This window comes from Nocardia nova NBRC 15556 (assembly GCF_001613005.1).
Classification (GTDB): Bacteria; Actinomycetota; Actinomycetes; order Mycobacteriales; family Mycobacteriaceae; genus Nocardia; species Nocardia nova.
This window is the reverse complement of record NZ_BDBN01000069.1, coordinates 1-20,715: the sequence shown is the minus strand read 5'-3', so window position 1 is coordinate 20,715 and position 20,715 is coordinate 1. Positions and strand designations below refer to the sequence as shown.

General features: G+C 68.5%; 23 protein-coding genes and 1 pseudogene. 9 read left to right on the top strand and 15 right to left on the bottom strand.

Annotated elements, in window-relative coordinates:
- Positions 1 to 46: 46 nt before the first annotated feature.
- Both NN2_RS25270 and NN2_RS25265 read right to left on the bottom strand, forming a co-directional pair.
- On the bottom strand, positions 47 to 1,399 hold the full coding sequence (locus NN2_RS25270) for a lipase family protein (protein ID WP_063016489.1): 1,353 nt from the start codon (positions 1,397 to 1,399) through the stop codon (positions 47 to 49).
- Between the two features lie 243 nt (positions 1,400 to 1,642).
- Positions 1,643 to 2,410, bottom strand: coding sequence for an SDR family NAD(P)-dependent oxidoreductase (locus tag NN2_RS25265; RefSeq protein ID WP_030516743.1), 768 nt, complete (start codon positions 2,408 to 2,410; stop codon positions 1,643 to 1,645).
- Between the two features lie 186 nt (positions 2,411 to 2,596).
- Between NN2_RS25265 and NN2_RS25260 the strand changes: the two genes are divergently transcribed.
- Positions 2,597 to 3,352 (top strand): TetR/AcrR family transcriptional regulator, encoded by a 756-nt coding sequence (locus NN2_RS25260; protein WP_063016487.1) that lies wholly within the window; start codon positions 2,597 to 2,599, stop codon positions 3,350 to 3,352.
- Positions 3,353 to 3,370: 18 nt separating this feature from the next.
- Here NN2_RS25260 and NN2_RS25255 read toward each other — a convergent pair whose 3' ends face one another.
- Together NN2_RS25255 and NN2_RS25250 are read right to left on the bottom strand one after the other, a co-directional pair.
- Entirely contained in the window at positions 3,371 to 3,808 is a 438-nt protein-coding gene (locus NN2_RS25255; protein ID WP_063016485.1) for a VOC family protein, read from the bottom strand.
- Positions 3,808 to 4,377: a DinB family protein gene (locus NN2_RS25250; protein WP_030516746.1), complete on the bottom strand. Its 570-nt coding sequence runs from the start codon at positions 4,375 to 4,377 to the stop codon at positions 3,808 to 3,810. The genes NN2_RS25255 and NN2_RS25250 overlap by 1 nt, the downstream gene beginning before the upstream one ends.
- A 61-nt stretch (positions 4,378 to 4,438) precedes the next feature.
- Between NN2_RS25250 and NN2_RS25245 the strand changes: the two genes are divergently transcribed.
- Positions 4,439 to 5,428 carry a helix-turn-helix transcriptional regulator gene (locus NN2_RS25245; RefSeq protein WP_063016483.1) on the top strand — a complete coding sequence of 330 codons (990 nt, stop codon included), beginning with the start codon at positions 4,439 to 4,441 and terminating at the stop codon, positions 5,426 to 5,428.
- Here the strand turns inward: NN2_RS25245 and NN2_RS25240 are convergent.
- From NN2_RS25240 to NN2_RS25225, 4 genes are all read right to left on the bottom strand, one after another.
- Positions 5,411 to 6,127 (bottom strand): TMEM165/GDT1 family protein, encoded by a 717-nt coding sequence (locus NN2_RS25240; RefSeq protein WP_063016481.1) that lies wholly within the window; start codon positions 6,125 to 6,127, stop codon positions 5,411 to 5,413. The genes NN2_RS25245 and NN2_RS25240 overlap by 18 nt on opposite strands.
- 358 nt (positions 6,128 to 6,485) lie before the next feature.
- Positions 6,486 to 7,013, bottom strand: coding sequence for a hypothetical protein (locus tag NN2_RS25235; protein ID WP_030516749.1), 528 nt, complete (start codon positions 7,011 to 7,013; stop codon positions 6,486 to 6,488).
- A gap of 220 nt (positions 7,014 to 7,233) precedes the next feature.
- Positions 7,234 to 7,857, bottom strand: a complete 624-nt coding sequence (locus NN2_RS25230; RefSeq protein ID WP_030516750.1) for a superoxide dismutase — start codon at positions 7,855 to 7,857, stop codon at positions 7,234 to 7,236.
- A 260-nt stretch (positions 7,858 to 8,117) separates the two neighbouring features.
- Entirely contained in the window at positions 8,118 to 8,726 is a 609-nt protein-coding gene (locus NN2_RS25225; RefSeq protein WP_063016479.1) for a hypothetical protein, read from the bottom strand.
- Positions 8,727 to 9,174: 448 nt separating this feature from the next.
- Between NN2_RS25225 and NN2_RS25220 the strand changes: the two genes are divergently transcribed.
- The 4 genes from NN2_RS25220 (at position 9,175) to NN2_RS25205 (ending at position 12,530) form a co-directional block, all read left to right on the top strand.
- Positions 9,175 to 9,558 carry a rhodanese-like domain-containing protein gene (locus NN2_RS25220; protein WP_174555014.1) on the top strand — a complete coding sequence of 128 codons (384 nt, stop codon included), beginning with the start codon at positions 9,175 to 9,177 and terminating at the stop codon, positions 9,556 to 9,558.
- Positions 9,559 to 9,633: 75 nt separating this feature from the next.
- Positions 9,634 to 10,716, top strand: coding sequence for a DUF4328 domain-containing protein (locus NN2_RS25215; protein ID WP_231982919.1), 1,083 nt, complete (start codon positions 9,634 to 9,636; stop codon positions 10,714 to 10,716).
- Complete coding sequence (locus NN2_RS25210) at positions 10,713 to 11,480, top strand: glycerophosphodiester phosphodiesterase (RefSeq protein WP_063016478.1); 768 nt, start codon at positions 10,713 to 10,715, stop codon at positions 11,478 to 11,480. Before NN2_RS25215 ends, NN2_RS25210 begins: the two co-directional genes overlap by 4 nt.
- Before the next feature lie 93 nt (positions 11,481 to 11,573).
- Entirely contained in the window at positions 11,574 to 12,530 is a 957-nt protein-coding gene (locus tag NN2_RS25205) for a DUF5926 family protein (protein ID WP_063016476.1), read from the top strand.
- Positions 12,531 to 12,629: 99 nt separating this feature from the next.
- Here NN2_RS25205 and NN2_RS25200 read toward each other — a convergent pair whose 3' ends face one another.
- The 5 genes from NN2_RS25200 to NN2_RS25180 all read right to left on the bottom strand — a co-directional run bounded on the left by NN2_RS25200 (position 12,630) and on the right by NN2_RS25180 (position 17,008).
- Positions 12,630 to 13,178, bottom strand: a complete 549-nt coding sequence (locus NN2_RS25200; RefSeq protein ID WP_030516756.1) for a ferritin — start codon at positions 13,176 to 13,178, stop codon at positions 12,630 to 12,632.
- A 152-nt stretch (positions 13,179 to 13,330) separates the two neighbouring features.
- Positions 13,331 to 13,870, bottom strand: coding sequence for a ferritin (locus NN2_RS25195; RefSeq protein ID WP_063016474.1), 540 nt, complete (start codon positions 13,868 to 13,870; stop codon positions 13,331 to 13,333).
- 10 nt (positions 13,871 to 13,880) lie between these two features.
- On the bottom strand, positions 13,881 to 15,299 hold the full coding sequence (locus tag NN2_RS25190) for an LCP family protein (protein WP_439955865.1): 1,419 nt from the start codon (positions 15,297 to 15,299) through the stop codon (positions 13,881 to 13,883).
- Between the two features lie 91 nt (positions 15,300 to 15,390).
- Entirely contained in the window at positions 15,391 to 16,185 is a 795-nt protein-coding gene (locus NN2_RS25185; RefSeq protein WP_063016471.1) for a CPBP family intramembrane glutamic endopeptidase, read from the bottom strand.
- A gap of 49 nt (positions 16,186 to 16,234) precedes the next feature.
- Entirely contained in the window at positions 16,235 to 17,008 is a 774-nt protein-coding gene (locus NN2_RS25180; RefSeq protein WP_063016468.1) for a DUF2470 domain-containing protein, read from the bottom strand.
- A gap of 104 nt (positions 17,009 to 17,112) precedes the next feature.
- Between NN2_RS25180 and NN2_RS25175 the strand changes: the two genes are divergently transcribed.
- The 3 genes from NN2_RS25175 to NN2_RS25165 all read left to right on the top strand — a co-directional run bounded on the left by NN2_RS25175 (position 17,113) and on the right by NN2_RS25165 (position 19,235).
- Positions 17,113 to 17,532, top strand: coding sequence for a hypothetical protein (locus tag NN2_RS25175; protein ID WP_063016466.1), 420 nt, complete (start codon positions 17,113 to 17,115; stop codon positions 17,530 to 17,532).
- An 84-nt stretch (positions 17,533 to 17,616) separates the two neighbouring features.
- Positions 17,617 to 18,537, top strand: coding sequence for a prephenate dehydratase (gene pheA, locus NN2_RS25170; protein ID WP_063016463.1), 921 nt, complete (start codon positions 17,617 to 17,619; stop codon positions 18,535 to 18,537).
- Positions 18,534 to 19,235 (top strand): histidine phosphatase family protein, encoded by a 702-nt coding sequence (locus NN2_RS25165; RefSeq protein WP_063016461.1) that lies wholly within the window; start codon positions 18,534 to 18,536, stop codon positions 19,233 to 19,235. The genes pheA and NN2_RS25165 overlap by 4 nt, the downstream gene beginning before the upstream one ends.
- Here NN2_RS25165 and NN2_RS25160 read toward each other — a convergent pair.
- Together NN2_RS25160 and NN2_RS37855 are read right to left on the bottom strand one after the other, a co-directional pair.
- On the bottom strand, positions 19,232 to 20,065 hold the full coding sequence (locus NN2_RS25160) for an ESX secretion-associated protein EspG (protein ID WP_063016459.1): 834 nt from the start codon (positions 20,063 to 20,065) through the stop codon (positions 19,232 to 19,234). The genes NN2_RS25165 and NN2_RS25160 overlap by 4 nt on opposite strands.
- Positions 20,066 to 20,715 (bottom strand): annotated as a pseudogene (locus NN2_RS37855) (PPE family protein); the annotation flags it as partial.

Sequence of the window (20,715 nt, the reverse complement as noted above, 5' to 3'; positions counted from 1 at the left end):
CGTGCGAGCCTTATCCTTTCGGCGCGGTGCGCCGATGGCCGTGTCTTCAGTCGACGGTGCAGCCGGCGACCGGCTTGTCGTTCAGCCGATCGACCAGATACGAGATGGCGTTGTCGGTTCCGAACCCGTCGATGATTTCGGGTCCGAAGTGATTGGGCAGCGCCGCACCGGGCAGGATCGGCGGCAGAGTGTCGGTGCGGAACGTGACGGTCGCGCCGTGACCGCACCAGTCGCCGGCCAGCCGCCGGGCTTGGTCGTAGGGGACGGTGTCGTCGTTGATGCCGCTGGTGATCAGGACGGGCGCGCTCGGCGTGAGCGTGCCGATGCGCTGCCGATCCAGAATGTCGATGGCGGCCGGTACCTCGCGCAGGTTGTCCAGGATCGACCGGTGATCGGCCGTGAAATCACTGCCGTGCAGGAACGGGTGCTTCAGGATCACATCGCCGATGCACTCGTTCTGCAGATCCGCGAGCAGTTCCTGGGCCTGCGGCGTGACCCGCTTGTCCAGTTCGGGCTTCAGGTCCGGATAACGAGCCAGGAATCCGTTGAGGGCGTATCCGACCACGCCGCCGATCAGATTGCCGTCGATCTTCTGCAGGACCGCCGACAGATCGGCCACCGGCGCGCCCGCCCAGACGCCCTTGAGGTCCAGTTCGGGGGCGTAACTCGGCTGTAGTTCCGCCGCGGCCGCGGTCGCGCCGCCGCCCTGGGAATAGCCCCAGAAGGCCAGCGGTGTGCGCGGGCCGGTGCCGGAGAGCGCATTCGCGGCGCGCGCGGCATCGAGGACGGCGTGCGCCTCCTCGACGCGGTTGACGTAGGTATGGACGCCGGGGGTGCCGAGCCCGATGTAGTCGGTCACGAAGACCCGGGCGCCGAGCGAGTTCCAGGCCATGGCCGAGACGGCCTCCTGATTCGCGGAGACGCTCGGCGGCGTGATGTCGGCGTAGAGGCCGGTGGAGAAGGCCTCCGACGGCGCGCACTGATCGCCCTGACCGGAGGTGCCGGGCGCGATGACGACGGTCGGCCGCGGCCCGGTGCCCTGCCACGGGCGAGTCGCGTCGATGTAGGTTCCGCTGACCGCGACCGGCTCACCGTCCTGGGTCTGCGAGGTGTACATGACCTTCTGCGCGCTCACCGGCCATGGCCCGAGCCCGGGCGGTGCGATGAACACCGGCATCGGCTCGGTCTTGATCACCGATCCCGGCGCGGTCGCGAATTGCGCAGGGGGAGTGTAGAACTCGCTCACCGGGGTGGCGGTGGCGGTACCGGCGGCCACGCCACCGAGCGTCGCCCCCGCACACGCCGCGGCCCCGAGCGCCACGATCCGACGTATGCCCCCGCGGCGCCGTCTCGGCGATCCACTCGCCCTCGAGTCCTGTGCACTGCGATCCAACTTCATCGTTACGACCTGGCCTTATGAACTTACTTCCCAGTAGAATAGGCTTTAACATAGCCGTATTTCCCGCTGGGGAGAAATTCATCGTCAGCCGCCCCGAAACCGCGCCGCAAAAATTGTGGCCGTTCACAACCGTCGACCCGCCGGCCCCGAGCGCAGCCCACGGCCCGCGCAGCCGTTCGTCCACGAAATCGAAAGGCCGACACGGGTTTCCGTGTCGGCCTCGAGCGCAATTGCGAGCCGGCGTCAGCGCGGCGCCATGCGCAGCGCACCGTCCATGCGGAAGGTCTCGCCGTTCAGGTAGTCGTGCTCGGTGATGTACTGCGCGAGCTGCGCGTACTCGTCCGGGCGGCCCAGGCGCGAGGGGAACGGCACACCGGCCTCGAGGCCCTTGCGGTACTCCTCGGTGACGCCGGCCAGCATCGGGGTGTCGATGATGCCGGGGGCGATGGTGTTGACGCGGATGCCGAACTGGGCCAGGTCGCGCGCGGCCGGAACGGTCATGCCGGCGACGCCGCCCTTGGAGGCGGAGTAGGCGATCTGGCCGATCTGGCCCTCGAACGCCGCCACCGACGCGGTGTTGATCACGACGCCGCGCTGGCCGTACTCGTCGACCGGCTCGGTCTTGGAGATGGCATCGGCGGCCAGGCGCATCACGTTGAAGGTGCCCAGCAGATTCACGGTGATCACGGTCCGGAACAGCTCCAGATCGTGCGGGCCGTTCTTGGACAGGATGCGTCCCGCCCAGCCCACACCGGCGCAGTTGACCACGATGCGCGGCGGCACACCGGATTCGACGACCTTCGCCACCGCGGCGGCGACCTCGTCGTTGCTGGTCACGTCGGTCGGGATCAGGGTGACACCGGCGGGGACGCTGTCGCCGGCCCGTTCGATCGACTGAGCCAGATCGAGACCGAATACGGTCGCACCCTGGTCGGCGAAGCGTTTTGCGGTCGCGGCGCCCAGACCGGACGCAGCTCCGGTGATGATCGCGGCGGAGCCCGAAATCTCCACGGTGTTTGGTCCTCTCGTTAGTGACGGCCCTATGGGTACTGGCCTTCCGTCAACAGCACCATATCGGGCGTGGGTGCGGTCACAGCCGGGGGTGCGCCGCGTGGGAAGCCGGCACCGCGCAGAATGGAAGACAACCAGCTAGTTTCGTTTGCGAACCGGTACGCGATCGATCGATGGAGTAACCACATGACCGCCTCGGCCCCCGCGGACCGCCGGCTCCCTCGGGGCCGGCACGGAATCCCGCGGGAAACGGTCGTCCAGGACCAGCGCGACCGAATCCTCGCGGCGATGGCGGATGCGATGGCCGCGCACGGCTATGTGGGCACGTCGGTCGCGGCGGTGCTCAAGCGAGCGGGTGTGTCGCGGGAGACCTTCTACGAGCAGTTCCGCTCGAAAGAGGATTGTTTCGAGGCGGCCTACGAGCGAGCGGTGGAACTGCTGATCGCACGCATGCAGGACGCGCTGCCACCGGTCCCGGATCGGTCCGCCGGGACCGGCACCGGCGGCAGCGATTCCGCACGAAATCCTGCGCGCCGGCCCGATGCCCCGGCCGGCCCGCCGATCGGCGCCTTGCTCGACGCCTACCTCGACGGTCTGGCCTCCGAACCGGCCTATGCGCGCCTATTCCTCGTCGAGGTCTACGCCGCGGGGCCCAAGGCGATCGCGCGGCGCGCGGAACTGCAGGAATCGTTCGTCTCGCTCGTCGCGGACATTCTCGACGCCCGCACCGATCAGCAGCGCTTCGCGTGCCGCACCATGGTGGCCGCCCTCAGCGCCATGGTGACAGCCCACGTCGCGGCCGATGATCTGGACGGGCTGCGCGAGTTGCGCGAGCCCATGCTCGAGTTGGTCCGCCGCAGCGGCGATCTGTTCGGCGGTGTGCTCGCCGACCCCGGCGCCCTCGATCGCACCGATCCGCGGGAGCATTTCGATCCCTGGTGACCACCGCGGGATGCCGACTCAGTCGAGGCAGAATTCGTTGCCCTCCGGATCGGCCATCACGATATGCCCGTTGCCCAGCGGGGGAGCGGGTTCGTGGCGCTGCAGCCTGGTCGCGCCGCGGGATACGAGCCGCTCGGCCTCGGCCTCCAAGGCCGCCATCCGTTCGTCGCCGCTGAGGCCCGGGGCCGCCCGCACGTCCAGGTGTACGCGGTTCTTGGCCTGTTTGCCCTCGGGCACCCGCTGGAAGAACAGCCGCGGACCGGCGCCCTCGGGGTCGATCAGCGCCGAAGCGTCGTTGCGCCGTTCGGGCGGCACGTGCATGGCCGCCAGCGCCTCGTCCCAGGTCCGGAATCCGGGTGGTGGATCCTGCAGCCGGTAGCCGAGGGCGTCGGCCCAGAACTCGGCCAATGTCGCGGGATCGCCGCAGTCGAAGGTGATCTGGACATCGCGGGCCATCAGCTCGCCTCCTGTCGGTTCCGGTGCAGGTAGAGGTCGCGCAGCAGGCAGACCTCCGCCAGATGGTGGATCAGTTCGCGATGGATGTGCAAAACCAGTGCCGAGAGCGGGAGTTCGGCATAGGGCCCCTCGGCCGCACCGCACGGACGGTCGAGGCCGTCTTCGCCCAGCGATTCGATGCCGCCCAGCCAGGTGGCATATTCCGAATCGAGTTGGGCCAGTGCGTCTTTCGCGGTCTCGGCGTACTCGAACGAATAGTAGTCGGTGGCCGCGCGCCCGAAGTGCGCGGCGTTGCGCACGGCGAGTACGCCGACGATCACATGGCCGAGCCGCCACGCGATCGTCGTGAACGGCGCGGGCTCCGGCGGCGGGAAGGCGAAGTCGATGGTCATCGCACCGGAACCACCCTGGATCGGTGCGCTGCCGGCGCCGCGCGGGTGCAGGTTCCAGCAGCCGGGCACGGGTTCCCAGAAGTACTCGTCGTCGGTGAGCCCGTCGAGCCGGGGCCGGAGTTGGTTGGTCCAGTGCCAGTCGATCTGCTCGCGCAGCAGTTTGTTCCAGTCGGTCATGGACACAGCTTCGCGCGAATAGCGGACAGAAACCTTCCGCAATCTGTGCCACCATGAGCACATGACCGTCGAGGCGACTACCGAACGGGTGCTGCGGCTGCTGGCCCTGCTGCAACGGCGGCCGTCGTGGACGGCCACCGAACTGGCCGCCGAGCTGGGCGTCACCGATCGTTCGGTGCGCCGCGACGTCGAGCGTCTGCGCGCGATCGGTTATCCCGTCCAGGCCACGGCCGGTGTCGGCGGGGGATACCAACTCGGCGCGGGTAAGCGGCTGCCGCCGCTGCTGCTCGACGACGAGGAGGCCATCGCCACCGCGGTGTCGCTGCGCCTGGCCACCGGAGGAACCGTCGCGGGCGCGGGTGAGGCGGCGCTGCGGGCGCTCACGAAGCTCGATCAGGTGATGCCGCCCCGATTGCGGGCCGAGGTGCGCGCGGTCCACGACGCGACCGAGACCATGGCCGGTCCGGGAATCGAGATCGACGCCGAGTTGCTGATGACGCTCGCCCGGGCCTGCCGGGACGCCGTCCGGGTCCGCTTCCACTACGCCGGCCGCACCGGGGCCGCCGGTGAACGCACTGTCGAACCGGTCCGCATGGTCACCACCGGCCGGCGCTGGTATCTCATGGCCCGCGATGTGGACCGCGACGACTGGCGCACCTTCCGCCTCGACCGCATGCGGGAGGTGCAGGCCACGACCTGGCGTTTCCGTCCCCGCGACCATCCGGACCCGGTCGGCTACGTCCAGCGATCGGTGGCCGAGGCGCCGTACCGCCACCTCGCCCGAATCCGTGTGCATGCCGATTCCGCCCGGGTGCGCGACCTGATTCCGCCCCAGGTCGGCCGCGTCGAAGACGATCGCGACGGCTGGTCGGTATTGACGGTGGCCGGCGACGACCTCGACTGGCTCGCGGTCCGCATCGTGCGCCTGGGTTTCGAGGTCGACGTCGTCGAGCCGCCGGAATTGCGGGAGGCCGCGGCCCGTCTGGCCCGCGATCTGTCGGCGATAGCCGAACCAGGCCGGGCCGCCGGCCGCTCAGCGCCCCTGCAGTGAATGCGGTTCCGCCGGCTCCTCCTCGTGCCGATCCGGGCGCCCGAGCAGGCCCCACACCGCACCGCCGAGCAGCGGCACGACGGCCGCGAGCGAGTATTCGCCGAGTTTGCCCAGGTCCGGCGCCACCGCGCCGAGCAGGGTGGCGGCACCGATGTAGAGGAACAGCAGGCCGGAAGCGACCGCGACCGCTCGTTCCGGAATGTGCTTGCCCACCGTGATGCCGATCGCGATGGCGAGACCGCCGGCCGCGACCATGCCCGCGACCGAACCCGCCCAGACGGCCACCCAGTTGTGATTGGACGCCAGCGCGATGGTGGCGAACATGGTCCGATCGCCGAGTTCGGCGAGCAGGAACGACGAGATCACGATGAGGAAGGCGCGGCCGGCGGAGGTGGGGCCGGTGGGTACGGGTTCGTCGGGATCGGGTTCCTCGTGCCTGGACGCCCATAGCGTCCACACACCGACCGCCAGCAGGATGATGCCGGTGCAGAGTGCAATCAACTCGGTGGGCAGGGCAGCTCCGAGGAAATGTCCTACGCCGACGGCGATCACATTCACCAGCACGCTCGCGACGGTGATACCGCCCAGCACGATCCACCAGCGGTAACGCAGAGCGAAGGTCAAGGCCATCAGCTGCGATTTGTCGCCGAGTTCGGCGACGAAGAGCACGCCGAAGCTCAGTAGTATCGCGGCGATCATTATCGGCTCCCAGGTCTCCGGCGTATCGGCCGAAGACGGGCGCCCTCAGCCGACCACGCCGCATGAACGGTGTGTCGTCGGCCGAAGGTCTCGTCCACCGGAAAACCGGTTCGCATGGCCGGATCCGTCCAGCGGATCAGTATGTCGACCATGCGATTGCGGGCTACTCCCCTTCGCTGTATCTCAGCTTACCCTTACCCCTACCCGGCTGCCAACTCCCTGTTGCCGAAATCGCAATGCGCGCAATAAGTTTGGCGATGCGGCCGAAAAGTTTCGGGTACCCGTCGAAGGGGTTTCGCCGGGGCTGGGCACCTCGTTCGGACCGCCGTGTCGCGGGTGGGAAGGGGCGTCGTGGACCTCAGGCGGCGAGCAGCATGGCCAGCACCGCGGTATCGGGATCCGAGATCGGATCCACGCCCACGCGGCTGACCATGGAGGTGACGGTGCCGTCGAGTTCGGCCTCCACCCACGCCGCCCGGTGCGCCAGCCCCAGATGCGGAACGCCCGGCAGCAGAACGCATCCCGACGCGGCGCCGACACATTCGGGTAGCGACGGATTCGTCTCGGAGGGCGGATGCAACATCATCAGCGCGGGCGGCACATGATCGGCGAAGCGCCCCGGCTCGATCGCTTCCTCGCCCAATACCGGCCCCTCGGCCACCACCAGTCCGACGGTGCCCGGATGAGGGTCGTCGGGCAGTTCTTCGCGCGCCCCGAAGACCGTCGTGGTGGTCAGCAGGCCGGGCAGGCTCGCCACCCGCACCGCGAGCGCCAGCAGTTGCGCCCATTCCTTGGTCGTATCGGGCCAGCGCCCGGAGATCACGAAGCCACGCAGCAGGCCGCGGGCCTGGAACGGCGTGACCCCGACCGGATTGTTCGTACGCATCGGATGCCTCCCGAACTGTCAACGGGGGCGGCTCCGCGGTGAGCGAGCCCGTCCTCGGCCTATCGTGCGATAGGAGTACCCGAGAATGACTCGAACAATGTCTGGCACACAAGTACCAGAGAGTGCTAAATCGCAGGTAACACGGTCGAAACACGGCCCCGAACGCAACTCAGGCCATACCGGAACGGTATGGCCTGAGTACGCGGAGAGGCCGATCGGCTCAGCCGAAGATGAGGCCCTTGCCCTGGGCGACGGCCTTGGCGAAGCGCTCCTGCACATCGGCCCAGTTGACGACGTTCCAGAACGCCTTCACGTAGTCGGCCTTGACGTTCTTGTACTGCAGGTAGAAGGCGTGCTCCCACATGTCGACCTGCAGCAGCGGAATGATGCCGAGCGGCACGTTGGCCTGCTGGTCGTACAGCTGGAAGGTCAGCAGCTTCTGGCCGAGGGTGTCGTAACCCAGCACGGCCCAGCCCGAACCCTGCAGGCCGTTGGCGGCAGCGGTGAACTGCGCGCGGAACTTGTCGAACGATCCGAACTGGTCGTCGATCGCGGCGGCCAGGTCCCCGACCGGCTTGTCGCCGCCGTTGGGGGACAGGTTCTTCCACCAGATCGAGTGGTTCACGTGACCACCGAGGTGGAAGGCCAGGTTCTTCTCGTGCAGGAAGATCGCGCCGTGGTCCTCGGCCTCGCGCGCGGCTTCCAGCTTCTCGAGCGCGGTGTTGACGCCGGCGACGTATGCGGCGTGATGCTTCGAGTGGTGAATCTCGTTGATCTGCCCGGAGATGTGAGGCTCCAAGGCGCCGTAGTCGTAATCCAGATCTGGCAGCGTGTACTCAGCCACGATGTCCCTTCCTCATGATGTCGGCGCGTGTACCCGGTCTTGTCGAGCACACCAACCTTCATTCGTACACCCGCTCGATGCAACCGGGTCCGGTCCACCCTAGATTCCCACGGCCCGAAATCGACTGTGCGGCCAGGATCGAGGGCGCATGCCCGAGATATGCCCCGGCTCGGAGATTTATTCACGCTGAACGCATGTCGGCGCACATTTCGCGTGGATCCCGATACCGGGTTCCGCCACTTCGGCGGCGCGATCCGGGCCTACATCGGCGGTGCGACGTCGGGCAGCATGGTGCGCGGATCGCACGAGTCGTGCGCCTCCCACCAGCGCCGCGCGCCGGCCGCGAATTCGTCGAGACCGACCAGACTTCCGTCGGCGGTCTCGATGGTGACGTCCTCGAACCAGACCCGCACATCCAGTTCGCGGGGATCGGTGCCCTCCTGCTGGGAGAACTCGAGGACGTGGGCAGGGGTCCGATCGCTGATCGTGGTGTCGAAGCTCAGCAGCTCGCGCCACAGCGCCCAGCCGCTGTCGTCGACGTCGATGAAATCCCAGCCGTGCAGGGCGCCGCCGCCGAATCCGGCGATGGCGTCCCCGAGGGTGTCGAGGGTGAGGGGGAAGATATGCGGTTCCAGATCGTCCCAGCGCTGCTGGCGCAGGGATGCCGCGACCCGGCTGACCCCGGACAGTGTGAGCGACACCCGGCCGTCGGCGGGCTGCCCGTCACCGGGGAGGGTGAGCACCTCCAGTTCGATTCGAAGTCGTGCGTCCGCGGCGTCGACCACGAGTCCGAGACAGGTCGCCTCGGCGAGTGCGGTGTTGAGCCCGGCCGTATCCAATCCGTCGAGTAACGCCCTGCTCGCGTCCATAGCGTCAGGCTACCGATTCCCCGCCGTCGAGCTCGGTATTTCGGTTTCTCGCTAGTGTTGTCGGTTTTTTGCCGGAGAGAGGGAACCGATCGGTCAGACGGCCCGTCCAAGTATGTGTCGGGTTCTCGTAGCGGCCGGTCATACGCCGTTGACCAGCGCAGAGGCCCGCAGGCGGCGGCGGGGGCCGCTCCGGGACGAGGAGGGGAGTCCCGGAGCGGCCCCCGTTCCGTTTTCCCGAATCGGATGATGCGAACCGACCGGTCTCGCAAGTCGCAACCTGTGGATGAGGTTGTGGATTATGTGGATAACTGGGGGTGAGATATACACAGGTCGGTTTGCCCGGGGTGTGCGGCACGGTATCGGCGGCCGGAACAAACCTGGAGTTCACCCGGGCGATCGACTGCCGGGTCTCCCCGCCGATCCGGGGGACATGGCAGGATCGTCCATTGTGACGAGCTCCGAAATCCCCTCGGTGCCGGTCCAGGATCTGCCTGCCGAATTCGACGCCGCACCGTCGGCGGGTGCCGGATCCGGTACCGGCGCCCCGTCCGCGATCCTGCTCGATGTCCGCGAAGCCGACGAATGGCAGCTCGGCCACGCGCCGGCCGCGCTGCACATCCCGATGGTCGACGTGCCCGCACGCCTGGACGAACTGGACTACGACGCCGAGATCTACGTGGTCTGCCGGCAGGGCGGGCGCTCGATCGAGGTCGCCAAATATCTGGCGTACGTGGGATTCGAGGTCTACCAGGTCGTCGGTGGCATGGTCGCCTGGCAGCAGGCCGGACGCCCACTGAGCACCCCGGGCGATCACGAGGCGAAAATCTACTGACGAGCCGTCGAACACCACGAGCGCAACCGCACACCCGATGATGAAGGTCGACTGGATGGAAGGGGGAGCAGCCCGGTGAGTACGGTCGTGCAACCCTGCGCCCGGTGCGGCGCCCGCTGGGCGGTGCACGGCACCCCGATGCACTGGTGCCCGCGCTGTCGCGGTGTGCTGCTGTCGCCGGCACCCGTCGACGCGCCGCCGGAACGGCGTAACTACCGCTGGGTGGCCCGCCCGCCGGGGCGCGGCCCGCGGGGCGAACGTCCGCGTCCGGCGCCCGCAGTCGATCCCGCCACCCCGCGCTACACCGAGATTCCGCGCTGGGGACTGCGGGATCGGCCGCCGCACGTCGCCGTCACGCCGCAGAACCGGGTCCAGGCCGTCCTGCACTGGCTGACCGAACGGGTGGCCGGTCTGCTGCTCGCCACCGTCATCCTGTTCGGACTGTCGGCGGTCGCCGAATTCGGCCGCTATCTGATTCTGCTGCGCAACCGCACCCGGCTGATCCAGCCGCTGCTGCTGTTCTTCTCCGACCTCACCGTCTACGCGACCTCGGTCGCCGCGCTGATCTGCGCGCTGGTCACCGCGGTGGGCCTGATCGGCTGGCTGGTCCGCGCGCGCCGCAGCGCCTATGCCGACAACGGCCGCCGCGATCCCCGCTCCCTGCGGGCGCTGCTGTGCGGCGGGATCATTCCGGTGGTCAATCTGGTCTGGCCCGGCGTTTTCCTCACCGAACTGGTGCGTCAGCTGGGTGGCGATCCGCGCGCGCTGCGCGCGGTGCGGATCTGGTGGTGTGTCTGGGTTCTCAACGGTGTGATGGTGATCGCGTCGCTGTTCTGGCGTACGGCCGATACGCTGCAGGGCCAAGCCGACGGTGTGATCTTCACGGTCTACACCGATCTGGTCGCGGTCGCGGCGGCGGTGCTGTCGCTGTGGGTGCTGCGGATGTGCGAGGGTCGTGATCTGCGCGGCCGGATCCGGATGCCCAAGCGCTGGTTGCCCGCGACCGGTCCGGCGGTGCCGGTGATCGAGCCCGTCCATCCGGTCGCCGCGGTGGAAGCCGACAACCGGTCGGCCGGCGACCACGTCGAAGCACCGGACACCGAAGCCGAGCACACCGAAGCGGAGCGCGTCGAACAAGAGGAGGTCATGGCCAAGTGAGCCAGGGCAATCGCGCACCGTTCGTGGTCGCGCACCGGGGTGCGTCGGGGACCCGTCCCGAACACACCCTCGCCGCCTACGAGCTGGCATTGGAGGAGGGCGCCGACGGTGTCGAATGCGATGTCCGGCTGACCCGTGACGGTCACCTGGTCTGTGTGCACGACCGGACCGTGGACCGTACCTCGTCCGGCACCGGCCTGGTCAGCGAGATGACCCTCGACGAGCTGCGCGAACTCGACTTCGGCGGTGACGGCAGCCCCGCACCCGTGCTGACGCTGACCGAGCTGATCACGCTGGTACTGGACTGGCGCAGCCGGCCGACCAAACTGTTCATCGAGACCAAGCATCCGGTCCGCTACGGCGCGCTGGTGGAGAACAAGGTGCTGGCCGAATTGCAGCGCTTCGGCATCGCCACACCGGCCTCGGCCGACCATTCCCGAGCGGTCGTGATGTCGTTCGCCGCCACCGCGGTATGGCGCATCCGCCGCGCCGCGCCGCTGCTGCCGACCGTGCTGCTCGGTGAATCCTCGCGGTATCTGGGCGGCAGCGCCGCCACGACGGTCGGCGCCACCGCGGTCGGCCCGTCGGTGAAAACCCTGCGCGAACATCCCGAACTCGTCGACAAGGCCGCGGCGGCCGGCCGCGCCACCTACTGCTGGACCGTCGACGATCCCCAGGACGTCGAATTGTGCGCGGAGCTGGGCGTCAGCTGGGTCGCGACCAACCATCCCGGCCGGACCAAAACCGTGCTGGACGGTATCTGATCCACCCGGCCGGCCCCGGCGGCCGACTCGATGCGTCCCGCGGGGCGGATTCGGCGCCCCTGCGCGGCGGATTCGGTGCGCCCCTGCGCGCCGATGGCCGCGGAACATGTAGGTTCTGCGTTCGTGGGTAAGAAGAAGCGCAATACTCCCAAGCCCGACAGTAATCGGGCTCAGCGCCTCGCCGAACGTCGTGCGGCGCAACAGCAGGCCGCCTCGGCCGTCACGCGTCCCTTCGCCGGGCTGGCCGCCGAATGCGACCTGGTCGCACTCCGCGAGTTCGTTCCGTCGGCGACCGCGACCCTGAAACTGGCCGCCGGCGTCTCCGCCGAGCGTCCGGTGACCCTGGCCACCGTGCTGCCCGGCGCCGTCGCCGCCCTGGTCCGTGCCGGTGACGAGCCGACCGGTTTCGTCGGGGCGCAGGTGCAGTTCCAGTCGGAGAATCCGGCCGCCGACCTGGCCGCCGCGATTCTGTGGACGCAGGCCGCCGAACCCGGCGCATCGCTCACCGCGGCAAGTGAGGCCGCCCAGGACACGGTGCCCCCGCTGACCGAGGTGATCGACCCCAAGGCGCCTCTGGATCTGACCGTCCACCAGAACTTCCAGTGGTGGGTCCCGGAGGGCGTCACGCCGGATCCGCAGGTCGCCGCGACGATCGACCAGGCCGATCAGGCGATCATGCCGTCGGATCGGCTCGCTCTCGGCGCCGAATCCGTGGGCGCGGCGTGGTGGGTCGACGCGGGGGAGAAGGCGCATCTGCGCTGGGTCCGGCCCGAGGACGAGGATGACCTGATGCTGGCCCTCGCGCGCGTGCACGCCGCGGGCGGACTGCACCTGGGCGAGGGTTCCCGATTCGCGGGCTCGTTCCGCACGCACGGCCTGCTGGTGCCGGTCTTCGATCTGGATCGCGAACGCCACCCGAGTGAATGGGTCACCCCCGCAAACGAATTCGGCGCTCGTCTGGCCGAAGCGCTGGCCTCCGAAGCCCCGATGAGTTCCGACGAGCGGCGCTCGCGCGACGGGCTGCGCTCGCGCCAGGTCACCCTGCGCTAGCGAAACCCGCTGCGGGACAAGCGTTTCGCATCGGCTTCAGACGACGAACTCGGCCCGCCGGACGGCAGGCCGAGTTCGTTCTTCACGTTTCGTCTCGCGTCAGATGTTTCCGCCGGCCGCCGAGGGCGCCCCCGAGGCATCGCTCGGACCGCTCATCTCGCGGGAGACGAAATACTCGAGATCGAACAGATTCGACCCGGCCCGATCCGCGACGGTGAGCAGCGTGGTCATCCGCGCCACCTCTTCGACCTGTTCCTTCAGGAACCACTGCATGAACTGCTCGCCCAGGTAATCGCCCTCTTCGCGGGCGGTACTGGCCAACTGGATGATCTGCTCGGTGACGGTCTTCTCCTGCTGCAGCGCCAATTGGATCGGCTCGCGCGCATTCTCGAATTGCGAGCGCGCGCCATCGACTCCGGAGAGTTCGACGCTCATATCCCGATCGAGGAAATACTGCACGATCATCATCGCGTGATTGCGTTCCTCGATGGCCTGGGCATAGAAGTGCTTCGCCAGAACCGGCAGGTCGGCGTTGTCGAACCACACCGCGATCGCAATGTACTGGTGCTCGGCATTGAATTCATGCCTGATCTGATCGTGGAGCAGGGCGTGAAATTTGCTGTGCGAGGAATCGGGGTGGCTGGACATGGGCCCGACATTAGTGCTGGTCAACTTCGGCTGTCATCCAAGTACACCCTTAATGAGGCAAGTGTTGCCTTAGTTATCGCAGTCGCACCCTTGCGACGGGCCGCATTCGGTGAATTCGCTGACTGCCTGCGATTTCGAGCCTCGCCCGCATTTCATCGCCGCGCGCTTCCCGCGGGTTTCGGCGCGGAGGCATCGGGCGCGCGTGTGGCCGGAATCTCGCGCGCCACGAACTCCTCGATGTCGAACAGATTGCCGGCCGCGCGCTCGCAGACCGCCACCAGTGTGGTGAGCCGCGCCACCTCCTCGAGCTGGTCTTCGAGAAACCAGCGGATGAACTGTTCGCCGAGATAATCGCCCGCATCCCGGGCGATCCGGGTCAGTGTGGTGATGAGATCGGTCAGCTCCCGTTCGCGAGCAAGCAGGAATTCCACGGTGGCCGAGGGTGATTCGAATTCCGAACACACCTCGTCGGTACCCGTGACCGTGACGGCGACATCCCGGTCGAGCAGATACTGCACCATCCGCAAAGCATGGGCGCGTTTGTCCTCCGCGCCTGCATAGCAAATACGTGCCAGCTGCGGCAGTCGCTGCGCGTCGAAATAGACGGCGGCGGCGAGATATTGCTGCGAGGCGGTGAATTCGTGCCGTATCTGCGCGCGCAGGAGTTCGGGGAAGGGGCCGGTACCGGGCATGTCCCCGACGCTACCGGGTGAGCAGATCGTCCGGGATCGCCTGGTCGTGTGCCAGCGCGTCGAAGAATCGGCTCGCCCGATCCTTGTCCCACAACAGCACATTGCCCGAGCCGGACTCGTCGGTGAAACCGCCGATCGGCACCGTGGTGGCAATCGTCTTACCGTGCAGCGCCCAGCCCAGCCGGCCGAGATCCCAGATGTGATCTCCCTTGTCGACCTGCAGTGAGGACGCCACATCGCGAGCCAGCGGCCACACCTTCAACGGATTGGCGAGCGTACCGGCGCTGGTCGCCTTGTCCAGCAGCGCGGAAAGGAACAGCCGCTGATTGTTCATGCGGTCCAGATCCGCCCGGGGCGTGGCCCGGGTACGCACGAAGCCGAGCGCCTGGGAGCCGGACAGATGCTGGCATCCCGCCGGGAGGTCGATGCCGGCCTTGGGATCGTCGATCGCATCGGGCAGGCACATATCGATCCCGCCGAGCGAATCGACCATGCCCGCGAAACCGCCGAAGCCGATCTCGGCGAAATGATCGATCCGCAGGCCGGTCGCGTTCTCGACCGTCTGCACCAGCAATTTCGGACCGCCCGCGGAGAACGCCGCGTTGAGTTTGTCCTTGCCGACACCCGGAATGCTCACATACGAATCGCGCGGCAGGCTCACCACGGTGGGCGCACCGGATTTCGGGATGTGCACGAGCATGATGGTGTCGCTGCGCTCACCACCGGCATCGGCGCTGTCGCCGGTCGACAGCTCCTTCTCCTGTTCCGGCGTCAGACCGACGCGGGTGTCGGATCCGGTGAGCAGCCAGTTCGTGCCGGCGGTCTGCGCGACCCGGTCGGGATAGGCGGACAGGGCGTCGATGCGGTGCAGTGAGCGATCCAGATAGATCACCCCCGCGACCGGCAGCAGAACGATGATGAGCAGCAGAATCAGCAACCACCTGCCCCAATGCCATTTCCGGCGGGTGCGCGGCGCACGTGGTTCGCGCGGCGGGCGTTCGGTGCGGCGGGGACGTGCCGGGGGCGGCGGCGGTGGTTCCCGGTACGGAACCGGGCGCTGCGTCGGAGCGTGGGTGGGCGGTTCGCCGCCGGGTGCGACGCCGTGTTCGAAGGGCTGCGGGTTACCGCGCGGCCGGGCGGGACTGCTCGGGACCTGTGACCAGGCCAGCGGCGGATTGTTGCCGTCGCGGTGGATGACCTGGGTCGGTTCGATCGGTGGGCGCCCGGGCGGCAGCGGCCGGCCCGAGCCGGGAGGACGGCCCGAATTCGGCGGGCGGCCCGAGCCGGGTGGCATCGGCCGTCCGGAACCGGGCGGAACTCGCGGATCGTGGCCGTGCCGATCCGGCGGCGGCATGCGCCGACCGTCCGGGCCCGCCGGCGGCGGCACCCGGCGGGTCCGCGGATACTGCTGGGGGTCGTCGCCGTTCACCACCGAGATGGTACTGACCGGGGCGTTGTGCTCGTCGGCACAATGCGTCCGCGGGGGTGAACGTGGCTGATTCCCGCAGGTCGGCCCGGTCTTACGGCAACCAGGAGACGTGGCCGTGCAGTGCGGTGTAGCCGATGTAGGCGACCGAATCGATCGTCGCGTGTGCCAGGATCAGCGGCCACAGCCGTCCGGTCCGCTGCCAGTACCGGCCGAAGATCACCCCCATCACCAGGTTGCCGATGCCTCCGCCCAACCCCTGATACAGGTGATAACTGCCACGCAGCAGCGCCGACGCGGCCAGTGATCGGTTCTCCGACCACCCGAGCGTGCGCAGCCGGCTGATCAGATACCCGACGACGATGATCTCCTCGGCCACGGCATTCGCGATGGCCGAGAGCACCAGCACCGGCAATCGCCACCAGTGGTCGTGCAGGGAACTGGGCACGATCGTCACGCTGAGCCCCAGCGCATGGGCGGCCAGATACAGACCCAGTCCGGGCAGGCCGATCACCGCGGCGAGGACGAGGCCGGGGACCACGTCACCACGCCACCGGAGCCGCGCCAGCCCGATCAGTCGCGGCCCGATTCCGCTGCGCCACAACAGATACAGTCCCAGCGCACCCCAGCCGATCAGTCGTGCGACGCTCAACAGCTGAAACAGCAGATCGATCGTCGACTGCGCGGCCCGCGAGGGATTCAGCGCGACCTGCTGCCCGCCGATTCCGCCCGGCGCCAGCGCGCTTTCCAGTAGCGACAGTGCCGCACCGGCCCCGCTCGTCCCGAAGGTGACGACCAGGACGATCGCGATCTCCACCCGGACGGCGAACCGGTCGCGCTCCGCAGCGGGATCGGGCCAGGTAGCTGCGAAACGATCACCCGGAACCATAGGAACAATCTAGGGGTGCTCCGCCGAGTGCCGCGTATCCGGCGTGCTCTCAGGCGGAGCGATCGGAGCCGTGCATGCGGTCGAGGAACGGGCAGCCGGCGAGGATCCGCACCGCGCGGCTCAGTGACTGCACATCGTCCACCGGTGCGTGGAAGGGCAGTCGCACATCGTGATCGGTGTCGGGTCCCTCGACCCGGAGCGTGACGCCGTAGCGGTCGATGGCCAGCGGCCGCACCGAACCACCGCGCAGCCGGACCGGCAGGTGGCGGGCCAGCCGGGCGATCACATCCGCGTGATCGGAGTCCATATGGTGCAGCCAGGCCGCTTCCAGCTCCCAGAACGGGTCGGCGTCGGCGCTGCGCAGATCGTGCGGGCAGACCGATTCGGCGCCGGCGGAATCGGCGACGACTGCCGATTCCAGCACCACTCGCAGCAGCGTGCTGGTGTGACCGACATCGAGCAGACCCGGATGCGGATATTCGCTCGCGACCTGAGATGCCAAGGCGCGCTGGGCATGTCCGGGTACCGCGCGCACCCGCCCGCGCAGCCAGACGAGCGCCCGCACGGGCTCGCGCAACGCCAGGGGTGCGTGGTCGGTCAGCTCCAGCACCCCCGGCGAACCGACCTCGGCCGCCGCGGCGGACGCCGCCGCCGAATTGCGCGCGACGGCGACGACCACATCGCCGCACGCGCGCAGATGATGCACGGTCGTGGGAATCGGATCGGTGCCGGGCAGGGCCAGGACGGAACTCTCGGCATGGGCGCACGCGCTGCGGATCCGCTCCGCGGCGGATGGAGCGGCGGACGTGATCGTGCGGCGCATACAGACCTCCAGTGACGAACCCGGGATACGGCGGATAATTAGGTAAACCTAAGCTAAGTCACGGCCCGTCGTTGCGCAAGCATTGCGCTCGCTACGGTGGAAATGTGCCGCACGATTCGACGCCCGCCTCCGAACCCGTTCTGCTGTCGCTGAGCGTGCCCACCACGGGCCCGTCCGATCTGGTGGACGGGCTGGTCCGGCTGCCGTCGGCGAATCCCCAGGCGCCGGGGCTCGACCTGACCCTGTCCGATGAGCGCGTCGCCGAATTCCTGGTCGGCGTGGCACATTCCGATACCGGATTCGTCGCCGTGACCGCCTCGGGCGAGCGGGCGGTCGCGATCGTCGCCGCCACAGTGGCCGCGTTGTGCGGCGAGAATATCCGGACCGCACTGACCAGCCCCGATATCGAATTCCTGCGCGGCCTGTCGGCGCCGGCCGTTCAGGCGCTGCGCGAGGTGCTGCTGGCCGTCGAAACCGAACGGGTGGAGGCGGTGACGGCGGCGCTGCGGGTGCTGGCGCCCTGATCGCCGCCCGCCACGACCTGGGCTGTTACCGCTGGGTACGCGCAAACGGCGAGCGCGCAGCCAACTGCCAGTAATGTCGTATCCGTGCCGCGTATCGCCTATTTCGGACCGTCGGGAACTTTCACCGAGATGGCCCTGGCCCGACTCGAATCGGACGGGGCCTTCGACGAGCCGGTCGAGCGGATCGCCGCACCCAGTCAGGGCGCGGCACTCGAGATGATCCGCTCCGGTGCGGCCGACGGCGCGGTGGTGCCGATCGAGAGCTCGGTGGAGGGTTCCATCTCGGCGACCCTGGACGCCCTCGCGGTGGGCCCGCGGCTGCAGATCATCGCCGAAACCGAGCTCGACGTGGCGTTCACGATCGTGGCGAAACCCGGTATGGAACTGTCGCGGGTGCGCACGGTCGCGGCCTATCCGGTGGCGGCCGCGCAGGTGCGCTTGTGGCTGGCGGATCGGATGCCGCAGGCAGCGCTGTACACGTCGGCCTCCAACGCGGCCGCGGCCGAAGATGTCGTGGCCGGCCATGCCGACGCCGCGGTCTCGACCACGCTGGCCGGTCAGCGCCTGAACCTCATCGAACTGGCCACCGGCGTCGCCGACCACGACCAGGCCATTACCCGCTTCGTGCTGGTCACTCCGCCGTGCGAGGCGCCGGCCCGGACCGGTGCCGACCGCACCTCGCTGGTGGTGCTCGAATTGGCGAACGAACCCGGGTCGCTGATGCGGGTTTTCGCCGAATTCGCCACTCGCGGTGTCGATCTGACCCGGATCGAATCCCGGCCGACGCGCACCGGGATGGGTACCTATCGCTTCTATCTGGATTGTGTCGGCCATATCGACGACACCGCCGTCGCCGAGGCCCTGAAAGCGCTGCACCGGACCGCCGGGCGGATCCGGTACCTGGGCTCCTGGCCGGCCAGTTCACCGAGTGGTTCGCCGCCGCCCGCCGACGAGCCGGCGGCGGCCTGGTTGGACGATGTGAAAAAGGGGGTGGACGCCTCATGACCGAAATCGGTGCGACTCTCGATCCCGTCCGTGGTTCCGGCAGGTTGGTGCTGGTCCGTCACGGCGAGACCGAGGGCAATGTCGCGAAACTTCTGGATACCCGCGTTCCCGGCTTACCGCTCACCGAACGCGGTGTGGCTCAAGCCAAGTCGTTCGCCGCGCGGTTGGCGGTGCCGCCGGTGCGGTTGTATTCCTCGGTGGCGCTGCGTGCTCAGCAGACCGCGGGCCATATCGAATCGGTGACCGGTGTGGGGGCCGAGGTGGTCGACGGCGTGTACGAGGTACAGGTCGGCGAGCTGGAGGGGCAGAACTCCGAAGCGGCGCATCGGGAATTCCAGCGCGTCTACCGGTCCTGGCATCTGGGCGAGCTGAATACGCGGCTTCCGGGCGGCGAATCCGGCGAGGAGGTCCTCGAGCGGTATCTGCCCGTGCTGGAACAACTCCGGGACACCTATCTGCTCCCCGGTTCGAATTCGCGCGACGTGCTGCTGGTCAGTCACGGCGCCGCGATGCGACTGGCGGCCCGTGAACTCACCGGCGTCGCACCGCCGTTCACGACCAACAACCATTTGGACAACACCGAGACCATCGAACTGGCCCCGACGGCCGACGGCGGTTGGACCTGTGTCCGCTGGGGCCGCTATACCCCGCCGTTCGGATACCAGGTCGAACCGAAGGCCGACGACCCGATGGGTTAGCCGACGCCGGGCGTCGTCGGCTTGAAATCCTCGCGGAGCGGAAGCTTTTCGATGAGGTCCTTGATCGCGGTCCGCAGCCGGCCCGGTGTTCCGCTCGCCAGCGAGGTCCACATGACCTCGTCGTCGGAGCGGGTGGTGACCCCGATGAATCGCCCGTTGCGGGTGTTGTATACCGCGATCATCCCGTCGGAGATGTCACGGCTGGCATCGTTGTACACCACGCCGACGATCGAAGCATGCGAATGGATTTCGACCAGCGCCGAGGCCAGCGCCTGCGCGTCGCGGGGCGGCCGCCCCACCCGGCCCAGGCGCTGGGCGGTGGTCGTGGCATCCCCGGCATCACCGAGGATCGGCTTGAGTTCCTCGGTCAGGACGTTCATTCCACTGAGCTCGAGCGCCTCCGCCGGACCCAGCGCCGCCATGATCGTGCCCGGCAGGTCGTGTCCGGCCTCGTCGATGCTGTAGGAATTCGGCCCGCGCAGGGCGACGACATCGAGGTTGTCGCCCTTCGCGAGGCAGAATCGGTTCACCCGGTCGCCGACGTACCAGCGCATCGAGATCACCCAGTGTGGGCGGTACAGCCCGCGCAGCCGGTCTTCCAGGTCGTGATGGACGACCCCGTCGACGAGTAGCTCACGCGCGGTGAGCGATTCAGCGGCCGCGGACATCGCCCGGTCGTGGTCGACGACGTTGTCGTAGCGGCCCATCGCATTCAGCACGACCGGCACCTCGTCGATCTCCAGTTTCTCCAGCAGAAACTGCATCTCGTCGAGCGACAACACGACGGACTCGAGCATCGACGGCCCGCGGCCGGCGCCGAGTACGGTCACTTAGCGCGCTCCCGCGACCGGGTCCGCTCCGATGACACCGGACGCGATGACCCGGCCGTCGGCGAAGTGCTCACCGCGCAGATAGTCGTTGCCCTGGTGCTCGCCCTCGTCGTCGTCGCTGTTCACCTGGCGGCCCAGCAGCGGGTTACCGGCGGCGTTGTTCGCGCGGGCCGGAGCCGGTGCGCCCATCTGCGCGACGGGTGCGGTCTCCGCCACCGGCGCGGTCGCGGCCGGACCACCGATCACATTGCCGGCGCCCCAGCCCTCGGGGAGTTGCAGCGTGCCGGCGCCGTTGCCGATACCGACGGTGCTTCCACCGAAGGACACGGCGCGAGTGGCGGCCGCGGCGCCACCGGCGGCGGCGACACCACCGATGCCGCCCATCATCATCGGCGACATGCTCGCGGCCGGCGCAGCATGGCCGGTGGCCGCGGCGATCGCGGTACCGGCGACATTGCCCACCGTGGAGACACCCGTCGAGGCCACCGATCCGGCGACATTGGCCGCCTGGGTCGCGGCGCTGACCACGCCCGGATCGCTCGCGAGCGCCTGTGCCACACCGATGGCGGTCTGCACCGGGTCGCTGCTGGTGTTCTGCGACGCCGCCTCGGCGCCGCTGTCGGCCAGTCCGGCGCCCGCCGCGATCGGCG